The organism is Sphingomonas sp. (assembly GCF_036388435.1).
Taxonomy (GTDB): Bacteria; Pseudomonadota; Alphaproteobacteria; order Sphingomonadales; family Sphingomonadaceae; genus Sphingomonas.
Genome location: NZ_DASVRV010000003.1, coordinates 1 through 21,672, shown reverse-complemented (window position 1 = coordinate 21,672; position 21,672 = coordinate 1). Strand labels below are relative to the sequence as shown.

Annotated in this window: 17 protein-coding genes; 8 read left to right on the top strand and 9 right to left on the bottom strand. The window is 63.1% G+C overall.

The features are described 5' to 3' along the window. Positions 1 to 72: 72 nt before the first annotated feature. Together VF592_RS00890 and VF592_RS00885 are read right to left on the bottom strand one after the other, a co-directional pair. Positions 73 to 1,065 (bottom strand): LacI family DNA-binding transcriptional regulator, encoded by a 993-nt coding sequence (locus VF592_RS00890; RefSeq protein ID WP_331003709.1) that lies wholly within the window; start codon positions 1,063 to 1,065, stop codon positions 73 to 75. 136 nt (positions 1,066 to 1,201) lie between these two features. Continuing rightward, on the bottom strand, positions 1,202 to 2,191 hold the full coding sequence (locus VF592_RS00885; RefSeq protein ID WP_331003708.1) for a quinone oxidoreductase: 990 nt from the start codon (positions 2,189 to 2,191) through the stop codon (positions 1,202 to 1,204). Between the two features lie 155 nt (positions 2,192 to 2,346). Here VF592_RS00885 and VF592_RS00880 point away from each other — a divergent pair, with 155 nt between their 5' ends. From VF592_RS00880 to VF592_RS00860, 5 genes are all read left to right on the top strand, one after another. Beyond that, on the top strand, positions 2,347 to 3,627 hold the full coding sequence (locus VF592_RS00880) for a tyrosine-type recombinase/integrase (RefSeq protein WP_331003828.1): 1,281 nt from the start codon (positions 2,347 to 2,349) through the stop codon (positions 3,625 to 3,627). Further along, positions 3,624 to 4,826, top strand: a complete 1,203-nt coding sequence (locus VF592_RS00875; RefSeq protein WP_331003707.1) for a site-specific integrase — start codon at positions 3,624 to 3,626, stop codon at positions 4,824 to 4,826. The genes VF592_RS00880 and VF592_RS00875 overlap by 4 nt, the downstream gene beginning before the upstream one ends. 127 nt (positions 4,827 to 4,953) lie before the next feature. Beyond that, a complete protein-coding gene (locus VF592_RS00870; protein WP_331003706.1) occupies positions 4,954 to 5,475 on the top strand; it encodes a hypothetical protein in 522 nt (173 codons plus the stop codon). A 35-nt stretch (positions 5,476 to 5,510) separates the two neighbouring features. Next, entirely contained in the window at positions 5,511 to 6,866 is a 1,356-nt protein-coding gene (locus tag VF592_RS00865; protein ID WP_331003705.1) for an ATP-binding protein, read from the top strand. Further along, positions 6,863 to 7,816 carry an O-methyltransferase gene (locus VF592_RS00860; protein ID WP_331003704.1) on the top strand — a complete coding sequence of 318 codons (954 nt, stop codon included), beginning with the start codon at positions 6,863 to 6,865 and terminating at the stop codon, positions 7,814 to 7,816. Before VF592_RS00865 ends, VF592_RS00860 begins: the two co-directional genes overlap by 4 nt. On the opposite strand, the gene VF592_RS00855 is transcribed toward VF592_RS00860, so the two are convergent. Both VF592_RS00855 and VF592_RS00850 read right to left on the bottom strand, forming a co-directional pair. Further along, positions 7,813 to 8,268, bottom strand: coding sequence for a very short patch repair endonuclease (locus VF592_RS00855; RefSeq protein ID WP_331003703.1), 456 nt, complete (start codon positions 8,266 to 8,268; stop codon positions 7,813 to 7,815). The two genes, VF592_RS00860 and VF592_RS00855, sit on opposite strands and share 4 nt — an antisense overlap. Beyond that, complete coding sequence (locus VF592_RS00850; RefSeq protein WP_331003702.1) at positions 8,240 to 9,406, bottom strand: DNA cytosine methyltransferase; 1,167 nt, start codon at positions 9,404 to 9,406, stop codon at positions 8,240 to 8,242. The genes VF592_RS00855 and VF592_RS00850 overlap by 29 nt, the downstream gene beginning before the upstream one ends. A gap of 336 nt (positions 9,407 to 9,742) precedes the next feature. Here VF592_RS00850 and VF592_RS00845 point away from each other — a divergent pair, with 336 nt between their 5' ends. The 3 genes from VF592_RS00845 (at position 9,743) to VF592_RS00835 (ending at position 14,214) form a co-directional block, all read left to right on the top strand. Then, complete coding sequence (locus tag VF592_RS00845) at positions 9,743 to 11,857, top strand: McrB family protein (protein WP_331003701.1); 2,115 nt, start codon at positions 9,743 to 9,745, stop codon at positions 11,855 to 11,857. A 7-nt stretch (positions 11,858 to 11,864) separates the two neighbouring features. Next, positions 11,865 to 13,127 carry an McrC family protein gene (locus VF592_RS00840; protein WP_331003700.1) on the top strand — a complete coding sequence of 421 codons (1,263 nt, stop codon included), beginning with the start codon at positions 11,865 to 11,867 and terminating at the stop codon, positions 13,125 to 13,127. 619 nt (positions 13,128 to 13,746) lie between these two features. After that, the gene (locus VF592_RS00835) at positions 13,747 to 14,214 is read left to right on the top strand and encodes a hypothetical protein (protein ID WP_331003699.1); all 468 of its coding nucleotides are present in this window, start codon (positions 13,747 to 13,749) and stop codon (positions 14,212 to 14,214) included. A gap of 4 nt (positions 14,215 to 14,218) precedes the next feature. Here the strand turns inward: VF592_RS00835 and VF592_RS00830 are convergent, their stop codons facing one another. The 5 genes from VF592_RS00830 to kdpA all read right to left on the bottom strand — a co-directional run. After that, positions 14,219 to 14,908 carry a response regulator gene (locus VF592_RS00830; RefSeq protein WP_331003698.1) on the bottom strand — a complete coding sequence of 230 codons (690 nt, stop codon included), beginning with the start codon at positions 14,906 to 14,908 and terminating at the stop codon, positions 14,219 to 14,221. Next, positions 14,905 to 17,583 (bottom strand): sensor histidine kinase KdpD, encoded by a 2,679-nt coding sequence (locus VF592_RS00825; protein ID WP_331003697.1) that lies wholly within the window; start codon positions 17,581 to 17,583, stop codon positions 14,905 to 14,907. Before VF592_RS00825 ends, VF592_RS00830 begins: the two co-directional genes overlap by 4 nt. Next, positions 17,580 to 18,185 (bottom strand): potassium-transporting ATPase subunit KdpC, encoded by a 606-nt coding sequence (gene kdpC / locus VF592_RS00820; protein WP_331003696.1) that lies wholly within the window; start codon positions 18,183 to 18,185, stop codon positions 17,580 to 17,582. Before kdpC ends, VF592_RS00825 begins: the two co-directional genes overlap by 4 nt. 12 nt (positions 18,186 to 18,197) lie before the next feature. After that, entirely contained in the window at positions 18,198 to 20,225 is a 2,028-nt protein-coding gene (gene kdpB, locus VF592_RS00815) for a potassium-transporting ATPase subunit KdpB (protein WP_331003695.1), read from the bottom strand. Between the two features lie 16 nt (positions 20,226 to 20,241). Next, positions 20,242 to 21,672: potassium-transporting ATPase subunit KdpA (kdpA, locus tag VF592_RS00810; protein ID WP_331003694.1), on the bottom strand; the 1,431-nt coding region annotated here is incomplete at its 5' end.

Here is a 21,672-nt window from a genome sequence, read left to right as displayed (position 1 = left end):
CTCCATCCGCCCCGTCTATGGAAGCGTTTCCAGAAACATCCAGAAAGAGCGGGCTTCTGTCAAGTCGGACGTTCAACGCTTCTGGGTCGAGCCCCGTATGATCAGCTCATGGCGCAGGAGCTGGCCGGTATGGCCGCCCTTGTCGATCAGCAGCTTGGCGGCGGCATGGGCGAGCTCGCGGACCGGCTGGCGGATGGTGGTGAGCGACGGCCAGACCGCGCGCGCCAGATCGCTATCGTCGAAGCCGGCGATCGCCACGTCGTCGGGCACCGACAGTCCGTGCTCGTGCGCGGCCGCCAGCACCCCCGCGGCCATGTCGTCGTTACTCGCGAAGATCGCGCTCGGCCGGTCCGCGCCCGACAACATCGCGCGTCCGGCCTTCTGCCCCGACGGGAAATCGAAACTACCTTGCACGACGCGGTCGGGATCGACCGCGATCCCGTGCCGCCGAAGCGATCGCCTATATCCTTTCAGGCGTTGCGCGCTGGCGACATGGTCGGGATGGCCGATGACGAAGCCGATGTCGCGGTGGCCCAGCGAGACCAGATGATCGGTCATCTGCTCCGCCGCCGCTATGTCGTCCATATGGACAAAGGGCGAGACGGACAGATCGCGCCCCGGCGCGATCCGCACGAACGGGACTCCACGCCGCGTGAGTTCCGCGATCACGTCACGCGCGTCCGACACCGGCGGCGAGAGGATAAGCCCGTCGAGATGCGTCTCCTCGATAAGGCCCAGCACATCTTCCAGCAGTTCCGGCGCGGCCGCGTCGCATTCCTGGAAAATCACGCGAAAACCGCGCTCCAGACAATGCGCCCGTGCGCCTGCCTGAATGTTGTAGATGTAATAGGGACTGGGATTGTTGTAGATCAGCGCGATCTGATGCGCACGCTGCCCGGCCAGCGCCCGCGCGGCGGTACTGGGACGAAAGTTGAGCGCCGCCACCGCGGCCTCGACCTTGCGCCGCGTGTCCGCCTTCACATAGGGTTCTTTGTTGAGAACACGCGATACGGTGGTTACCGAAACCCCCGCCACGGCGGATACTTGCTTGATCGTCGTTCGCAAGAACTGCTCTCCACCGTCGTGCCATCACGCGCGGACGCTGCGGGCGGGTTAGCGAGTCCGTCCGTTCTTCGCCACCGCCAAGTTGCACCGTGGAAAGCGGCCATGCCGATCGCGACGGGGGAGGGTCAAGGTGTCGTCAGTCGCCCGAAGCAACGGTCAGGATGGACGAACCATGGGTAGCGCGGGCTTCGAGGCGGCGATGCGCTTCGGCGGCGTCGCCCAGCGCGAAACGTTGTCCGATCGGAACGACGAGCCCCTGTTTCTCGATATGTCCGTAAAGCCGCGCGGCGAGGCGTCGCAGATCATCCGCGGTCGCCGCATAATCGCCCAGCGTCGGCCGCGTGACGAAGATCGAGCCCGCACGCATCAACGCCAATGCGTCAAAGGCAGGCACCGGGCCGCTCGCATTGCCATAGGTGATCAACAGTCCGCGACGCGCCACCGATGCGAGCGACGCTTGCCAGCTGTCCGCGCCCACGCCGTCGAACACGCAATCCACGCCGCGGCCGGCGGTCAGGTCGCGTACCGCCGCCGCAAGTCCGTCCATGGGGCAGGAAAGCGCGTGGGTGGCGCCCAGCGCCCCTGCCAGGTCCGCCTTTTCGGGCGACCCGGTATGCGCGATCGTCGTGACGCCGATCCGGGCCAGCCATTGGACGATGATGGAGCCGACGCCACCCGCGGCCGCGAACACCAAGGCGGCCTGTCCGGCCCGGATCTTGGCGCAATCCTCGATCAGGAAACAAGCGGTCATGCCCTTGAGCGTGGCCGCCGCCGCCGTCTCGTCATCGACGGCGTCGGGTAGCCGCAGAAGATGCTCGGCGGCGATGTCGCGAGCCGTCGCATAGGCGCCGACCGGCCCGGTCGCATAGGCCACGCGGTCGCCCGGCGCGAAGTCGTGTACATCGGCGCCGACCGCCTCGACGATGCCCGCCGCTTCGGTGCCGAGACCGGCGGGAAGATCCACCGGGTAAAGGCCGGAGCGCCGATAGGTGTCGATGAAGTTCAGCCCGATCGCGCGGTGGCGCACCAACACTCGACCGGCGCCCGGCGCGGAAGGCGAGATGTCCTCCCGCTCGATCACCTCCGGGCCACCCGGTGCCCGCATCATCATCCTGAAATCGGCCACTCGGATCTCCTCGATCGCTGTGCTCGGCAATTTAGGTCGATCCGCCGCCCCAAGCTATTCCCGCCGAACCGCGCCTGCGGAACATAGCACATAGCACACCTTACGCGGCTAAGCCGCAGTTTATGGGAAAAAGTGCTGTAAAATCAGTGCGTGAGATGCTGGCGACGCTCAGCGGATCGCGTGCTGCCGATGGCCACCCGGTCCCACAAAATCAGCAGGATTCCGCAACTTTCGGTCCCAGTCCTGCTAATGATGATGGCCTTATGGTCCCCCGCCGGCACAAGCCCGGTCGCCGGGCCTTCCTTGACGGAAACTTCGCACGGCGAAAGCTGCCGCTCGCGGTCTCGGAATACTGCATCTGGGATACCGAGCTGCCAGGGTTCGGCTTGAGAGTGCGGCCGACCGGGCGCTACTATTGGTTCGTCCGCCTCCGGCATCGCGGGAAGCATCGTCGGATCACGCTCGGCTGCACCGACGATGTCGACGCCGTGCTTGCGCGGACGCAGGCGCGGCGGCTTCTAGCCGAGGTAGCGCTCGACGGCCTGCCGAAGCGAACGGTCGTGAAGGCGACGCCGATCCTCAGCGACTTTGTCGAAACCTACTGGGGAGACATCGCCCGCTATTGGAAGCCTTCGACGCAGAAGCGGAACCTTGGCGCTTGGGAACGCGAATTGCTGCCCATCTTCGGCGCGATCCGAGTTGCCGACATCATTCCGGCAGACGTGCTCCGCTGGCGAGACAGCTTGGCGGGCGGAAGGGAAGTCACGTTCAATCGGACCCTCCCGGTGCTGGCGTCCCTATTGAAGTATGCCGAACAGCTTCGCCTTCGCCGCAAAGGCTCCAACCCTTGCCGGGGCATGTCGCGTTACAAGCGCCCGCCGTGCGAACGCTATCTGACACCGCTTGAGTATCGCCGCGTCGGAGCTGCGCTCCGCGACGCGGAGGCGTCCAGCCCCGGCGAGGTCGCGATAGTTCGGCTGCTGCTCTACACAGGCGCGCGGATCAGCGAGATACGCGATCTCAGATGGGAATGGGTCAAGCCGCCGCATCTCGCCCTCCCCGACAGCAAGACCGGGCAGAAAACCGTCTGGTTGAACAGCCAGGCGCTGGCGGTGCTCGAAGCGGTGCCAAGGCACGAGGGTTGCTCGCTCGTCTTCCCGAACAAGCGCGGCACGGGGTCACTCGCCTTTCAAAGCTGGTGGGAGCGGTTCCGCCGCACCTGCGCCTTACCCGACGTGCGCGTGCATGATCTGCGCCACAGCTTCGCGTCTACGGCGATTATGGACAACGTGCCGCTCGCCACTATCGGCAAGCTGCTCGGTCATGCGCTTCCGGAAACCACGGCCAAATATGCCCACTTGTCCGATGACGTGATCGGGGACGCGGCACAGAGGATATCAGGCTCGCTCGCTCAGGCGATAGGGCTGCGACTGTGACCGCGCTTGCGCTCAGGCAGGTCGTTGCCGACGCGCTCGCGGAGGTAGGCGCCAGCGTTGTTCACCTGCGAATGCCACGAGGCAAGCCGCGCACGACGACTTGGCTCGGCATCGAGCACGGGTTCGGCATCCGTCACTATGCTACGGGCCGCAACGTCTACATCGTCCAGACCCGGATGGCCGGGCGGATGCGGACAGTGACGATCGGGTCTGCCGCCGTGATCACGCGCCATCAGGCAACGATGGTCGCCCGGCGCGTGCTCGCCTACGCGCAGGTAGGGCTCGATCCCGCCGCGGATCGTAAGCGCATCCGGTCCGCGCCGCGCTTCGACGACTTCCTCAAGGAATATTGGGATCGCTGGTCGCCGAAGTGGAAGCCTTCGACCTACGAGACGCAGACGCAGTACCGCGCGCTCTATCTCGATCGCGCCTTCTCCGGCGTGTTCATCGACGAGTTGAATGAGGCGCACGTCACGAGTTGGTTCGCCGACCTGAACAACCGCACCGGCCCCGGCGCTGCCAACCGGACGCTCGGCATACTCGCCGCAATGCTGAACAAGGCGGAGAGCTGGGGCTACCGCCTGGAGAACACCAATCCTTGCCGCTCGGTACGCCCGAACCGCCGCAGGGAATGCGAGCGTTTTCTCAGCCGCGCGGAGTTGGAGCGGCTGGGGCAAGTGCTGGCGGAGGAGCGCGTCGCCGAGGACAGCGTGAGGGCCAGCGCAGCGACAGCGGTTACCCTACTGCTGCTCACCGGCTGCCGATTGGGCGAGGTGCTCGGGCTGCAATGGCAGGACGTAAAGGGCAATCGGCTCTTGCTGCGCGACAGCAAGACCGGGCCGCGGACTGTCTGGCTGGGCAACGAGGCGCGAGCACTCATTGCCACCTTGCCCAAGCGCAAGGACGTGCCTTGGCTGTTCTGGAATGCAGCGCTCCGCAAGCCGATCCGAAACATCCATCACCAATGGTACGGACTCCTTGAGCACGCAGCCTTAACAGGCGTGCGGTTGCACGACCTGCGGCATACCTTCGCGAGTCACGCGGCCATGAACAAAGAAACGCTGCCGATGATCGGCCGGCTCTTGGGGCACGCGAAAACGGCGTCGACCGCGCGCTATGCTCACCTCGATGACGAGCATGTGCTGAAGGCTGCGGAGCAGATCGGATCAGCGATTTACGCCATGTTGGATTGCCCCTGAGAGCCAACCCGCCCGATCAGCAACCCGCTTGATACCACGCCAAAAAGTGGCTCCTCCGCCGCGAGGTTCAGGCGCCGCTTGCTCGCCATCCATGCCCTGACTAGGCTCATTCAAACGGGGGGGCTGCATGGACGTGGTTGCGGAGATTTGGCGCTGGTTGCTAGCGGTCGATTGGCTGACGTTGCTCTCCGGAGCCGCTCTGGCCACCCTTGGCCTTGCTGCGCGGCTGATCATGCGGGAGCCCCTAAAGGCAATCGGGCGCGATGCGCGGTTCATCAGAGCCTTTTGGTGGATATCGCCCCAGTCGCCGTTCCACGGAGAATGGGAGGTTGTCTGGAAAGTTCAAAGCACGCGATTCCCGCCCCAAAACGTTGATCGGGTAAAGGTCCGCCGCTTGTTCACGAACGTCACGTTCCGGACGTCGGCAACACTGGTAGGAGGAGACCGCGAGGATTGCGTCTTCATCGGTAAGCTGCACGAGAGGAATCTCACTGGACGATGGTACAACCCCGAAGACCAGAACCGCGGCTACTACGGCGTTTTTCAACTTAAGCTTCACGCCGGATTGAAGCACGGGGACGGGGCGTGGGCCGGCTTCTCCAACGCAGGCCGCGTCCAGGCAGACGATATGTCGATGAAGCGCCTCTAGTACCGTAGCCGCCGCTTTCTTCCGAAAGGGAATGCATGTCTAATATCGGTAAGGCCAACGCAAATGCCAGCCGAGCGTTTTTCGTTCGAATGCTTACGCGCGATATCTCCGTTGAGGATTGCATCCTCGACTTAGTAGATAATAGCGTCGATAGCGCTTGGAAGGCCTTAGGAAAGAAGCCCTTGACGATAAGCGACGGGCCGGACTTCTCTAAGACAGCGATCAATCTCAAATTCGACGACGAAAGTTTCGAGATCGTGGACAACGGTGGCGGCATGTCTCTCGACAGCGCTACTAAGTATGCTTTCACTTTCGGCAGGCAAGCAAGAGATCCAGAAGACAACGCCGAGTTTAGCATTGGCGTTTACGGCATCGGACTTAAACGGGCGGTATTCAAAATTGGCACAAAGATAAGTGTTCGGAGCACCCATACGGCAGATGGCGTTAGGGACGCCTTTGTTGTCCCGATAAATGTTAAGCGGTGGGTGGAAGGAACAAGTACAAACTGGGATTTCCCGATCGAGTCTGCCGATCCGATGAGGGAAGATGGCCTCATGATCGAGGTTGGAGGTTTGACGGACCTGGCCGCCCTGACGTTTGCCGACCCAGAGTTTCAACGAAGTCTCAAGCGCACAATAGGTCGCGACTACGCATTACATATTCGCCGCGGTCTGACGATACGCGTTAACGGTGAAAAGGTCGTCGGCGAGGACTTCAAGTTGATCGCAAGCGACCAGTTTGCTCCGCAGTACCTTAAGTGGAAAGAAGTGGTGGGCGGGAGCGATGTCTTCGTGGAAATGGCCGCCGGCTTTGCTTTTCCGCCTCCATCAGACAATGAACCGAGCGACAAGGGCAATCGAGAGGACAGGTCCGGGTGGTATGTGGCGTGCAACGGCCGCATCGTCATGGCGGCTGATAAAACATACCTATCAGTATGGGGAGATGATTTCCCATCCTGGCATCCGCAATATACGGGCTTTTTTGGACTCATCGTTTTCACAGCGGACGATACAGAACTTCTTCCACTGACAACTACGAAACGTAGTGTCGATTTGTCTTCCGTTGTATACCGCCGCGCGCGCGCCAAAATGAGAGAGTCTACTCGGGCGTGGATTACGTACACTCACGAACGAAAAGCGGACCAGCAGACGGCTGATCGCGTCGAAAAGGAGGCTGGACGCACGTCGATATTTGCAATCAAGCCTCGTGCTCAAGTGGCCTTGCCGTCGGTTCAGAAAACAAGGCAGCGAGAGTCCAGCATTCAGTTTATGGCACTCAAGACCCGGATCGTTGAGCTGGCCAAGGCTCTCGGAAACGTGAACATGAGCAATAAGGACGTCGGCATTGCGGCCTTCGATTATGCCTACGACGAGCTAGTGCAAGGCGAATGAGCGACGCGTCCTTCAATGGGGTGAACTACAGCCTTCGCCCTAGCAAAACCATCCAGCGCGGTCTTATCTTCGAGGGGCTAAGGCAACTTCAAGACCAGCTCGATTGGAGCAGGGCCTCTTATGTGGGTTTTGGCTCCATCTGGTTCACGGATTTCCTCTTAGCACACAAGATCCTTCGGATTTCACGCATGGTTTCTATCGAAAGCAACGATGTCGGCTATCGACGTGCAGTTTTTAACAAGCCATATCGCTTCATAAGAATGAAGCAGGGGGTTTCCTCGGATGTAATACCGGCATTGTACGATGAGGCACGCTTTCCAACTCATCCGTCGATTATGTGGTTGGACTACGACGAAGGGCTTGACGAGGACAAACTGGACGAGCTTCGGTTCAACGTGGAGAATGCGGCGCCGAACAGCGTGCTGCTCGTAACGCTCAATGCTGGAGAGCGGCATTATGGTGCCGACGATTCACAGAGACTAGAACGTGTGAAGACACTATTCGGAAGGTTGGCACCAGACACGCTCCGGCGGAGATCAGTACGCGGCTTCGGACTTGCTCAAACGTTGGCCGGCTTAGTTCAGGACGCGATGGTATCAACAAGCACCAAGATTCGGAAGGTAAACAGTTGCGTTCCGGCTTTTAATATCTCCTACCGCGACAAGGCAACGATGATTACAGTGGGTGCAATCTTTCCATCTCAAGAACTACGCGCATTTGTTCGTAGCACCGTCCGATCACCGCGCTGGCCCGGGTTTGTAGATGATCCGATTATCGCTCCGCATTTGACCCTGCTTGAAGCCGCCGTTCTTCAGGCGAACTTACCCCGACGTCCGGGCTTAAACCGTGATGCGGTACAGGAGCTTGGTTTCGATCTTGAAGATGAGCAGATCCGAGCTTTCGAGACCTTCTATCGCCATTACCCTGTCTACGCGCAAATCGTAAGCTAAGAGCCAGGAGCGATGCAGAACATATTGAACAAAGCCTCTCGCAGCTGAGCGGCATTCTTGGTCTCGCATTCCCAAACCAAAGCTACACGCCAGCCGTCCTTGCGGAGTGCCTCTTCAACTTCTGAGTCTCGCAATACATTTCTTTGGAACTTACATTCCCAATATTCAACTCGCGACTTGGGTAAAGATGATTTCGGGCAATTCTGATGTCGGTGCCAGAAGCAGCCATGAACGAACAGAGCGGTGCGGTGCTTTGGAAATACGAGGTCTGGCGTTCCCGGCAGATCGCCACGATGCAACCTGAAGCGAAGGCCAAGAGCATGAGCAGTCCGGCGGACCCGCATCTCGGGTGTCGTGTTCTTTCCTCGCACCTGGGACATAAGCCAGGAGCGACGTTCAGGCGTAAGTCCGTCGACCAGCTGCTTACTCCGCCGCTTCAGCCATGCGAGCATCTCCACGTGCAGTTCGCTTTACCGAGACGAAGGCCTGTTTCGCCGGGCTGCTCGTGGCGATGGTCGCCTCCTCCGGGCGAGACAAACGATCGCGAATTGCTTCGAAGATGCCTCGGGCCATCATAGGAGACACACTGTTCCCGATCATGCGGAAGCTATGCCAAACGGTCGGGTGAAAGACGTGCTCGTCTGGAAATCCTTGTAGTCTCGCGGCCTCGCGAACGGTGATGACGCGGTTTTGATAAGGATGGATTGGTCTTACTGACTGAAAGGAGCCCAATTCGGAACCGGTTCCCGCGCGCAATGTGGGGCATAGTCCATCGAGCTTAAGTCGGGGGTGGCGGCCAACTTTCTCCATTTTGCCAGGCGGGACCTTCGCGAATCGCGCGATGACGGCGGGTGTATGAACAGTGACCCGATGGCCTGTGAAAGACCGATCCTTCGATCGGAGTTGCGCAACGTAGTTTGTAGGCCGACCTCGCCCGGCCGCCTTCCACCGATCAAAGCCCGGGAGGTCAGCGTGGTCTTCAATAGCTATCGCTTTCCACAGATCGTTTATAGCCTGCCGCACGGTAGCCCGGCCCGGCGAGCGCATTGCGTCTAAATCGCTCATCGCCAGCGGGCGCCGCAAATTCTTGCGAATGCCGATGACGACAAGACGGGGCCGGCTAGTGGCCGCTCCAAACTCCGCAGCATCGCGAATATGCGGTGTGAGCACGTCATACTGGTCGTTAACCCGGGACAATGCCGCGTCCAGAACGGGCCGGTTACGGGGAAAGTTGAGCCCTCGAACGTTCTCCATGACGAAGAACTTAGGCTGGATCTCAGCAACAATACGGAAGAAGTGGTCGAGGAGGCTCCGGCGTGGATCAGACGGGTCGCGCTTGCCGACCTCACTGAATCCCTGACAGGGTGGGCCGCCGAAAACGCCATCAATTTCTGCGCCAGCGTGCGCACGGATCTCGCGGCCGGTCAGAGCAGCAACATCGCGGTGGTAAAGCTGAGTAGCAGGAAAATTTCTTCGATAGGACGATGTCAGAATCTTATCGATGTCGTAAGCAACGGCGACCTGAAATCCTGCCGCATGCGCGCCACGGGAAAATCCACCCGTACCGCAAAACAACTCGATCAACGTCATCGCACTGCCGGCCCCCACTACCTTTCGCGGCGACCCTAGCATACCAAGGCGGGAAGACACCCCAAAAAGAGGTGCCGCCGAAGACCGAGGGAGCTGGTCCGGCGGGGAGATCTCACTGATACACTGGTTCCACCCGCCTCCTCAAGGGCTTTCGATCGATCGCCGGATGGTGAGATCCGGCCTGCGCCTCCCTCAGCCCGCAACCTGGGCGCAACAGCCGCGCTTCTAACTCTAACGCTTGCCGTCCCCGATCTCGCAGCTACCATCGCGCCCAAGGCCGCTGAAACTCGAAACGAGGGACCACGATTGTCGCGATACAATCCCCACCACGACAACATGGAGGTCACCTTAAGAGCCGCAAAAACGTGGCAGGATAGGTGTTTGATCGATGATGGATCGGTGCTCAGCGAGGGGTCGCTTTGGAAGCACGAAACGATCGACGAGGTAGACCGGTGTTTCAACGGACACCCGGATAGCGGGAAGGACAGCTTCCAGAACAAGTTGCAGCGCCAGTTTGCGGAGGCGTCGGCTCCCGCATGCCAGCTAGTGGCAGAGATGCTATGGGCGATGTGCCTATTCCCCAGCAACATCGGACCCGACTCCAAGCGCCGTCAGGTGATGACCGCTTGGAGCTGGTCAGGAGCGCAATTACCCTCGGACCACCCAATGCTCGACCAAAGCCTCTTGCGCGGCGTCGGCTCGGCGGGACCCGGGTTCCTTGCCCATCGACAGCGCGAATTGCGCTTTCTCATCAACGCCACGCGAGCACTTAAGGAGTATCCAGTAGAAGAGCGGAAAGCGCTTTGCGGCGACGCTTGGGCTTTCGCCCAGTGGCTTCAAGATGTGCCCGATGACGGATATAGGCAGTTGAAGCACATCCTGCCCTTCTTGCTGTTTCCTGACGATTTCGAACGCATGGCGAGCCCCGGCGATATCCGGCGGATCCTCACTACGCTTGGCGGGCTTACCTTAGAGCAGGTCAAACGACTGCCCAAGGTTGATCAGGATAGGGCGTTGCTTGCTTTGCGGAATCGGCATGAAACGACAGAAGGCGGCCCGATCGACTTCTATCAACATGCATTCAAGAAGATTTGGTCTGCCGATCCCCCACAGGCCGGAGAACCCGTAGAGCAAGACGGAGGGAAGCTATCCACCTTCATCGGCGAAATTAGCGCTCAACCCCTCAACCAAATACTTTATGGACCACCCGGAACTGGCAAGACTTACCGCACGATCGACCGCGCTCTCCAGATCCTTGACCCTCGGTTCGTCAGCGAGAACGACGGGGACCGCGAAGCGATGAAAGGTCGGTTCGACGACCTGGCTGAAGCCGGGTTGATCCGGTTCGTCACTTTTCATCAAAGTTTCAGCTACGAGGACTTCGTAGAGGGACTCCGAGCGGAGGCCCTACCGGACGGATCCATCCACTATCATGTGGCCGACGGCCTACTAAAATCGTTCTGCATCGAGTCGCTCCCCAGCTACCGTCTTGTTGCCGGGACGCGGCTTGGAAGCGGCTATGTCGTGACCCGATCCACCGCGGAAATTCTTTGGCTCGACAAGCCTAACGGCTCAAGCCTTCCTATGCCTTGGGCGATCATAGACGCGCTCGCTGGGATGATCGCCGACGGCAAGATTGTCGTCGATGATGTACGCCGCAGCAAGATCTTCGAGAAGGTGCCAGACAGCCGCTTGGAAAAATACATCGTCAATGGCTATGCCAACGTTTTACCGCTGATCCTCGACGCGATCGGCCCAGCGCAAGCTAACCCGCTTCCACCTAGCACGCGACGCGTTTTGATCATCGACGAGATCAACCGGGGCAATGTGTCGAAGATTTTCGGCGAGTTGATCACGCTCATTGAGCCGTCAAAACGCGCGGGCGCCAGCGAGGCGCTGCGTGTCATCCTGCCCTATTCCAAACAGCCGTTCAGCGTACCGAGCGGGCTTCACATCATTGGCACGATGAACACGGCCGACCGCTCGTTGGCGACGATTGATATGGCGCTTCGCCGTCGTTTCGTGTTCGAGGAAGTCGAACCGGATCCCTCCGCTCTTGAGGGCGTGGAGGTCGCTGGAGTTGACCTTGCAAAGCTGCTCGAAGCGATGAACGCGCGGATCGAGGCGCTGCTTGATCGCGACCATCGCCTGGGTCATGCATACTTCCTCCGCCTAGAGGCGTCTGACGACCTTGAGCCCCTGCGTCAGGTGTTCGCGACCCAGGTTATTCCGCTGCTGCAGGAATACTTTTTCGACGACTGGAATCGCGTGCGCCTCGTCCTCAATGATCATCGGAAGAGCGACGTTGCAGACCACTTTGTGATCGAGCGTGCCGAAGGCGTCGAGCAGTTGTTCGGTTCCGGTGACTTGGAAGTGCCGACCAGCAAAGCCTGGCGCCTCAATCCGGAGGCACTTAGCCGCCCGTCTGCCTACCGCGCGATTATCGGCTAGGCGACGGGTGCCGATCATCCGAGAGTTCGGGAGGTTAACCACCGAACCAGTCTCGCCGTCTCTCGATCAGGCGTCGATCTCGGCAAGTGCATTTCACTGGCTCGCGGAGCATGCCACGCGTCGCGAGGCCGGAGCCGCGATCATCAGCCTTGAGACCTCACGAGTGCTTCGGGTGCTCAACTATGTGGGCGTTATTGACACGCCCTGCGGCACTCGGATTGAGATTCTTCCGAAGCACACGGAGGAGGCCGGCAGCATAGGCGACGCACGCGGCCTCCTCGTCAGCATGGTCATAGAGGCGCTGCGGCTAAAGCCGCGAACCGGCACCATTTCCCAGATTGCGAGGTTCAAGTTACCGCTCCCCGAATGGCTTGCAGCGCGCTTTCTGGAGGAAGCGTCCGAACTGATCAGGCGAGGTCTCCGACAGGCTTACCGGCAAATTGATGCGCGCGAACCGTTTCTTCGCGGATCGCTTGATGTAGCGCGTCAAGTCCGATCCGGCCCTGGCACAGCGCACCTTTTCAATTTCCGCCAGGACGTTTTCACGTTTAACCGACCGGAGAACCGCTTGATCCGGTCGTCCGTTGAGCTGGTCCTAAGATCGACCCGATCAAGCGACACCTGGCGTGCCGCTCGCGAGCTGTCGGCGATCCTAGACGATGTACCTGAAAGTCGAGAGATCGCCGCGGATTTCGTCCGCTGGGGGGAAGACCGCTTGATGGCCGATTACGCGCCAATCAGGCCGCTATGCGAGCTGCTTCTTCTGCGACAGGCTCCTTTCGCAATCGCCGGCCGAGACAGCGGCTTGAGCATGCTGTTCCCGATGGAACGCCTATTTGAGACATACGTGGTGGCGTCGTTGCGCCGGGTTGCCCCACCCGGATTTGAGATTCGGGCGCAGGCCGGCGATCTTCATTTGTGCCGTCACCAGGGCAGCAACTGGTTCCGGATGCGACCCGATATCTTAGTTCAACATGGTGTATGCCGATGGATTATCGACGCGAAGTGGAAGCTGCTAAATGGCGATCGCAGCGCCGGCTACGGCCTCAATCAGGCCGACTTCTATCAGTTGCATGCGTACGGCCAAAGCTACCTTGAGGGCGCCGGAGACATGTTTCTTGTCTACCCGCAAACGACCGCGTTCGGCGGACCCCTTCCCCCGTTTTCGCTATCCGAGGGTCTGAAACTTCACGTTTTGCCGTTCGATCTCACGACACGCAGTGCCGACTATTCGTTTCTCTCGAATGGCACCTTCCCGCAGGCGGGATAGCTCGGGGGCAGAGAAGCGCAAGAACGATACGTTTAGCCATTTAGCACCCGAAGAAGTCGGAGATCGTGGACTCAACGAGCGCTTGTGGGGCCGTGCCATCCCGCACATTCGTTCGGCACGCGGGGCGGTAACCAACGTCTAAGACGCCACCTTCAAGTTTGCTAGTTGGTCCCCAATCAGGTCCAATGGGTGAACACGACGGTGCCAGACAGACTGGAAAGTCGATGCCCTTTCGCGGTCCAATCGCGCCTAAGTGTCCCGCCGGTAACGGTTTTACATCCGTGATGATTGTATCCTTTCCCGACGCCATCGATCCCGAATCTTAGCTCTTGCCAAGCACACCCTATGCGGCGGACCGCAGAAGAATGGGGAAAGTGCAGTAAGATCAGTGCAGAAGATGCTGGCCACGCTTCGCGGCCCCGGCGCTCTTGATGGGTATGTGGTCTCAACAAATCCGCAGATTCCTACGACTTCCGACCCCGGTTCGGCTATGCACGATGGCCTTATGATCCCAAACCGGGGAAAGCCCGGTCGCCGGGCGTTGAGTAGCCGGACTATGGCGCGCGGCGCGATCGGAAGATAGTTCGGCCGAATGAGAGAGGCCTCCTACCGAACAAGATTGCGTGCGTTCCAGGCCATGCGCGGCCACCCGCCCGACCGGGGCTTCGTCGCCGATCTCGAGTTTCTGGAGAATCGCGATCTCGACCTTTCGGTGCGGCTGGGCGCGATGCTGGCGTTCAACGCGCTGGTGATCACGATCGGCACGCATCCGATCTCGGCGTCGCCAGGCGCGCCGCTCAGCCTGGACGCGGCGAGCCAGCCGTTGCTGACGGTCGCGAGCCTGGTCGGCATCGCGCCGGTCATCATCTCAAGCTGGTTCTGTCTGCGAGCGCTCCTGATCGGCGAGGAGTTCGACAGCGAGGGTTTGGAGGACGAAGACGCGTTGCGCCAACGTCTGTTCGCCGCCTTCGTGCGGTCGATCGATGCGCAAAGCCGCTTGGTTCGCAGCGCCGTCCAATGGACCCTGGCGGGTGGTGTCGCGACGCTGGCCGTGTGGGGATGGATCCTGGCAGCGAAGATGGCCTGATCGATCAGGCGTCGGCCATGAGGCGATAGCCGATGCCGAGCTCGTTCCTGATGATCGATGGCGCGGCCGGCGAGGGTTCGATCTTCTGTCGAAGGTTGCGGATCACGATGCGTAAATACTCCACCCGGCGGTCGTGCTCGTACGGCCAGGCGGCCTGGAGGATCGTCTGGTGCGTGACCACACGGCCCGGCGCCGCCGCCAGCACCGCGAGCACCTCATATTCCTTGCGGGTGAGGTGCACCGCCTCCCCCGCCTTGCTGATCCGCCGGTCGACCAGGTCGATTTCGACCTCTCCAGCCCGGACGAGCGGCGTGGAGCCCCGCTCGTCGAGCTTGTGCCGCAGCGCCGCGCGGAGGCGGGCCAGCAGCTCTTCGGTGTCGAACGGCTTGGTGACGTAATCGTCCGCGCCGAGATCGAGGGCGGCGACCTTATCGTCCGTCGACTCGCGCGCGGACACGACGATGATCGCCGCCTTGCCCGACTTCTTGAGCAGCGGGACGAGTTCCAAGCCGTCGCGGTCGGGCAGCCCCAGGTCCAGCAAGATCGCCGCGGGAGCGGACGCGGCCGCCGCATCCAACGCCGCGCGCGCGGTGCCCGCCTCCAGCGTCCGGTAACCCGCGCGCTGCAACGTGCCGTGGAGCAGCCGGCGGATGTACAGCTCGTCGTCGACGATCAGCACTGACCGCTCGTTCACAGGTCGCGCTCCTGACCCACGTCCCTCACCAGCAGGTCTTCGGAAAAGGTCAGGCTGAAGCACGCGCCGTCGCGGTCGACACGGTTCGACGCGGCGATAGTCAGCCCCATCGCTTCCGCAAAGCCCTTGACGATCGCGAGCCCCAGCCCCGTGCCGCCCACCGCGCGGTCTGACCCTTCCAGCCGTCTGAACGTCTCGAACACCTCGCCCTCCCGCCCGGGCGGGATCCCGGGCCCCTCATCCAGGAGCGACAGCTCCAGCGAGCCCGGGCGACGGTCACCCCGTATCGTGATCGGGGTGCCGGGCGTGCCGTATCGGCCAGCATTGTCGAGGAGGTTGAGCAGACAATGATGGAAAAGCTGCGGGTCGACGCGGACCAGGGGCAGGTTCGGAGGCACCTCCAGCTGGAGCGGGTGACCCTCTAGCGACCGGCGCGTATCATGGACGGCGCCGGCCACCGCGTCGGTCAGGTCGACCGGCTCGATCGCCAGGCGGAGCGCCCCGGCCTCGACGCGCGCCATGTCGAGCAGGTTGGCGACGAACCGGTTCAGTCGCGCCGCCTCGGCCTCGATCGTGTCGATCAGCTCGGGCGTGCAGCCGCGCCGAAGTTCGGCGGCGGCCGCCATCACCGAGGTTAGCGGCGTGCGCAGGTCGTGGCTGACCGACGATAGCAGAGCGGTTCTAAGGCGATCGCGCTCGCGCAGGCGGTCGACGTCGCGCATGTCGTCTTGAAGGCGCATACGTTCGAGCGCCAGCGACGCCTGGTCGACCAAGCTCATCAGGAGCGGCCACTGGTCGGACCGCACCGGCTCCCCGCCGTCGTCTCGCGTCAGGCCGAGCACCGCAAGCGTCCGCTCGCCCGAGGTGAGCGGCTGGAAATACCATTCGGAAGCGGCGAGCGTCCCCGATCCCCGGCCTGCGGGCTTGCCGGTGTCGAACGCCCACTGTGCGGCCGCCCATTCCATTATATCGAGGCGACCGCCGGGTTCGCTCGCCGCGAGGGTCGTGAGCCTGGAGCCGTCATGTTTTAACACGACGGCGCGCAGGTCGAACAATCGGGCGATCTCGCCGGCGACCGTCTTCGCGATCTCGTCGCGGTCGCCGAGCGCGGTGAGCTGGCGCAGGAACCCCGCCAGCGTCGCGTTGGTGCGCGCGCTCGCCGCCGCCAGATCGGCCTGGGCGCGGACACGTGAGGCGAGCTGGCTGGTCGCGACCGCGATGCCGAGCAGTACGAAGAAGGAGACGACGTTCTCCGGATCGCGGATCGTGAACGTGCCGGTCGGCGGGATGAAGAAGAAGTTATAGGCGAGGCTGGAGGTCACGCCCGCGAACAGGCCGGTCCTGAGCCCGAACAGGCTGGCCGCCACCATCACGGGCAGGAGGAAGAGCAGTGCGACGTTGCCGAGGTCGATCACTCGGAACAGTGCGCTAGCGCCCGCAGTCATTCCTGCGACCATGAGCGCGGTCCAGGCGTAACCGCTCCAGGGCTCCTCGTTCCGGCGTGCGCCGGCTCTTGGCCGCGCGGTGCTTCTGTTGGGGGTCACTTCGTCGAAGGGAAGGACATGGACCGCGACACCCGGCGTCTCGCGCACCAGCCGGTCGACGACGGAGCCGTGGCGCAGCTCGAACCAGCGCGACCGGGCGGACTTGCCGACGACTAGCTGCGTCGCGCGCGCGTCGACCGTGAACTGCTTCAACCCCTCCACCGCAGACGTCGCCGGAACGCTCGCCACCTGCGCGCCGAGCTGGGTCGCGAGCGCCAGCACGTCGGAGAGACGGCGGTGCTCGTCGGGGCCGAAGGTGCGGCTCCGCGGCGTTTCGATATGGACGGCGGTCCAGGGCGCGTGCTGTGCATCCGCGATGCGCTTGGTCGCACGTACCAGACCGGCGGCGCCGGGTAGCTCGCTGACCGCGACCACGATGCGTTCGGAGCCCGCCCAAGTACCGCCGACGCCGCCCGCCCGCAGATGCTCCAGCATCTGCGCGTCCACCGCCTGCGCCGCACGGCGTAGCGCCAGCTCGCGGAGGGCCGACAGGTTGGATTTGGAGAAGAAACTGCCGAGCGCCCGTGTCGCTTCCTCGGGAACATAGACCTTTCCTTCCTTCAGCCGCTCGATCAGCTCATCGGGCGGGATGTCGACGACCTCGATCTCGGCGGATTCGAAGACGCTGTCGGGCACCGTTTCGCGCACCCGAACGCGCGTGAACGAAGCGACCACGTCGTTGAGGCTTTCGACGTGCTGGATGTTGACGGTCGAATAGACGTCGATCCCGGCGGCGATCAGCTCCTCGACGTCCTGCCATCGCTTCGGGTGGCGCGATCCGGGCGCGTTGGTGTGGGCGAGTTCGTCGACCAATGCGAGTTGCGGGCGTCGCTCCAACAGCGCGTCGAGGTCCATCTCGCGTAGGGTCCGGCCCTGATACTCGACCTCGCGCCGGGGCAGGAGGTCGAGGCCTGCGGTGAGTGCCTCCGTCTCGCGGCGGCCGTGCGTCTCGACCACACCCACCACGACGTCGAACCCGGCCTTGGTGCGCGCCGCGCCTTCCGACAGCATTTCGAACGTCTTGCCGACGCCGGGGGCCGCGCCGAGGAATATCTTGAGCCTGCCCCGGCCTTCCTGCGCCGCCTGGCGCAGGAAGGACTCGGGCGAAGGGCGGTCGCGCTCGGACGTCAACGCGGGGCCGTGCCGCCGCCAAGCCGGTCGAGGTCGCGGTTCAACGCCAGCACGTTGACGTGCGCCTCGCCGAGAAAGCCGAGCGTGGGGGCGTCGGTGTGGCGCGTCACGAGGTCGCGGACGGCCGCTTCGGGCAGCCCACGCGCGCGCGCGATACGCGGTGCCTGGGCCAGCGCCGCCGCCGGGGACAGGTCGGGATCGAGCCCCGATCCCGACGCGGTGACGAGGTCGCCCGGGACCGGGCCGGTGACACCATCGGCGCGGCGGGTCGCCAGATCGGTCCTGACCCGATCGACAAGCCGCGTGTCGGTCGGGCCAAGGTTCGACCCCGCCGAGGCGAGCGCGTCATAGCCTTTGCCTGCCGCCGACGGTCGGGTCTGGAAGTAGCGCTCGCTCGTGAACGCCTGGCCCAGCACGGTCGAGCCGATCACGCGCCCAGTGCCATCGGCGTTCTCGCGCACGAGGCTGCCGCTCGCCTGTGACGGGAAGATCGCCTGCGCCAAGCCGGTCATCGCCAACGGATAGCCGATCCCGAGCAGGATGGCGAACAGGAGGGTGAGCACCAATGCGGGACGCAGGCCGCTCGTGAAATCATTGCCCATGCCGGATATTCCTTAGGCAAGACCGAAGCCGCTGACGGCCAGGTCGATCAGTTTGATGCCGACGAACGGCGCCACGAGCCCGCCCAGCCCGTAGACGGTGAGGTTGCGGCGAAGAAGTGCCCCCGCCCCCATCGGCTTGTATGCGACGCCCTTGAGCGCCAGCGGCACGAGCAGCGGGATGATCAGCGCGTTGAAGATGATCGCCGACAGGATCGCGCTCTCCGGCGTGCCCAGCCCCATGACGTTGAGGACACCGAGCGACGGATAAAGCGCCGCGAACATCGCCGGGATGATCGCGAAATATTTGGCCACGTCGTTTGCGACCGAGAAAGTGGTGAGCGACCCGCGCGTCATCAGGAGCTGCTTGCCGAGCCCGACGACCTCGATCAGCTTGGTCGGATCGGAGTCGAGGTCGACCATGTTCCCCGCTTCGCGCGCGGCCTGGGTGCCGGTGTTCATCGCCACGCCTACGTCCGCCTGCGCCAGCGCCGGCGCGTCATTGGTGCCGTCGCCGCACATCGCGACCAGCTTGCCGCCCGCCTGTTCCTTACGGATCAGCGCCAGCTTGTCCTCAGGGGTGGCCTGGGCAAGGAAGTCGTCGACGCCTGCTTCCGCGGCGATGGCGGCGGCGGTCAGCGGGTTGTCGCCGGTGATCATCACCGTGCGGATACCCATCTGGCGGAGCTCGCCGAAGCGTTCGCGGATGCCCGCCTTGACCACGTCCTTCAGGAAGATGGCGCCGAGCAGCCGGCCGTCGCGCGCGACCGCCAGCGGGGTGCCGCCCGCGCGCGCGATCTCGTCGGTGATGCGGCGGAGTTCGGTCGCACCCGCCGTCTCGCCCAGCCCGGGATGCGCGCGGAGGACGGAGTCGACCGCGCCCTTCTGGATCAGCACGCCGCCGGTCCGCACGCCCGAGATGCGGGTCTGCGCGGTGAACGGGACCACTTCGGCATCCGCCGGTAGCGTGGAGGCGGCGACCCCGAACTTCTCCCGCGCCAGCACCACGATCGAGCGGCCCTCCGGCGTCTCGTCGGCGAGGCTGGCGAGCAGCGCCGCCTCGGCGAGCATGTTGGGCGACACGCCCGCGACCGCGCGGAACTCGCTCGCCTGCCGGTCGCCGATCGTGATCGTGCCCGTCTTGTCGAGCAGCAGCACGTCCACATCGCCCGCCGCCTCGACCGCGCGCCCCGACTTGGCGAGCACGTTGAACCGGACCAGCCGGTCCATGCCCGCAATCCCGATCGCCGACAGCAAGGCCGCGATGGTGGTGGGAATGAGCGTGATCAGCAGCGCCGCCAGAATAGCGACCGGAATGCTGCCCCCGGCATAGCTGGCGAACCCTGGAACGGTCGCGACTGCGATCAGGAAGATGATCGTCAGCCCGACCAGCAATATGGTCAGCGCGATCTCGTTCGGCGTCTTCTGCCGCTCGGCGCCTTCGACGAGCGCGATCATCCGGTCGAGAAAGCCTTGGCCGGGATCGGCCGTCACCCGCACCTTGATCTCGTCGGAAATGACCCGCGTGCCCGCCGTCACCGCCGAGCGGTCGCCGCCCGCCTCGCGGATCACCGGCGCGGACTCGCCGGTAATCGCCGCTTCGTTGACCGAGGCGACACCCTCGACCACCTCGCCGTCGGCCGGAATCAGCTCGCCGGTCTGCACCAGCACCACGTCCCCCGCCCGAAGCTGGCTTGCTGCGACCTGCTCGGTATTGCCATTCTTCAGGCGCTTGGCCGTCAGCTCGGCCTTGGTGGCGCGGAGCGAGGCCGCCTGCGCCTTGCCGCGACCCTCGGCCAACGCCTCGGCAAACGTACCGAACAGCACGGTCAGCCACAGCCAGATGACGAGCTGGAGTTTGAATCCGGTCGAGAGCGAATCTTGCCCGACGACCAGCAGGACGGTGAGCAGGACCGCGACCACCGCGGTCACGAACATGACAGGATTGCGGATCAGCTGACGCGGATCGAGCTTCTTGAAGGCGTCGCCGATCGCGGGGCCGATCAGCGCGGCCGTGAACAGGGACTTTGCGGCTTGGGCCATGATTGGCGCTCCGAGATCAGGAAAGCTGGCCGTTGATCATCGCGAGATGATCAGCGATCGGACCGAGCGCGAGGCTCGGCAGGAAAGTCAGTCCGCCCAGGATCAGGATGATCCCGACGAGCAAGCCGACCCAGAGTGGTCCCGTGGTCGGGAACGAGCCCGACGTCGCCGGCGTGTACTTCTTGGCCGCCAGGCTGCCGGCGATCGCCAGCACGGGCAGGATGATGAAGAACCGCCCGATCCACATCGCCACGCCGAGCAGGCCGTTATACCAGGGCGAGTTGGCGGTGAGGCCCGCAAAGGCCGAGCCGTTGTTTCCGGTCCCCGAGCTGAATGCGTAGAGGATTTCGGAAAAGCCGTGCGTGCCCTTGTTAAGCGGTCCCGCCAGGCCTGCTTCCGTGACCGCGCTCAGCGCCGTGAAGCCCAGAATGCACAGCGGCAGCACGGCGATCGCAAGCACGGCAAGCTTCACCTCCCGTGCCTCGATCTTCTTGCCGACATATTCGGGGGTGCGGCCGACCATCAGCCCGGCGACGAACACGGCGAGGATGGCGAACAGCAGGAAGCCGTAGATGCCGGCCCCGACCCCGCCGACGATGATCTCGCCCAACTGAATATTGAACAGCGGGATCATCCCGCCAAGCGCGGTGAAGCTGTCGTGCATCGAGTTGACCGCACCGCAAGAGGCCGCCGTCGTGACGACAGCGAACAGGGCGGAGGCTGCAGCGCCGAAGCGCACCTCCTTGCCCTCCATGTTCGCGCCTTCGACGCTGAGCGCGGCGAGGTTCGGGTTGCCGCCCGCCTCCTGCCAGTAAGTGACTCCCACCCCGGCGAGGAACAGCACCGCCATCGCGGCCAGGATCGCCCAGCCCTGACGCGTGTCGCCCACTGCCTTGCCGAAGGTCCAGGTCAAGCCGACGCCGATCAGGAAGATCGAGAGCATCTGGACGAAGTTGGTCAACGCGTTCGGATTTTCGAGCGGATGGGCGGAGTTGGCATTGAAGAAGCCGCCGCCATTTGTCCCCAGCATCTTGATCGCTTCCTGCGAAGCGACCGGGCCGAGGCCGATCGACTGGGTGCCGCCTTCGAGCGTCTGGACGTCGACTGCAGCGGCGAGCGTCTGCGGCACGCCGTTGGCGATCAGGAACATCGCATAGACGATGCAGATCGGAAGCAGCAGATAGAGGGTGACGCGGGTCACGTCCGCCCAGAAGTTGCCGATGCCTGCGACCTGCCGTCTCGAAAACCCGCGGAAAAGCGCGAACGCGATGGCGATCCCGGTCGCCGACGACAGGAAGTTGTGGATGGTGAGGCCGAACATCTGCGCGAAGTTCGACAGCGTCTCGCCCGAATAGCTCTGCCAGTTGGTGTTCGTCGTAAAGCTCACCGCCGTGTTGAAGGCGAGGTGCGCGTCCTGGCCCGTCGCGCCGCCGGGGTTGAACGGCAG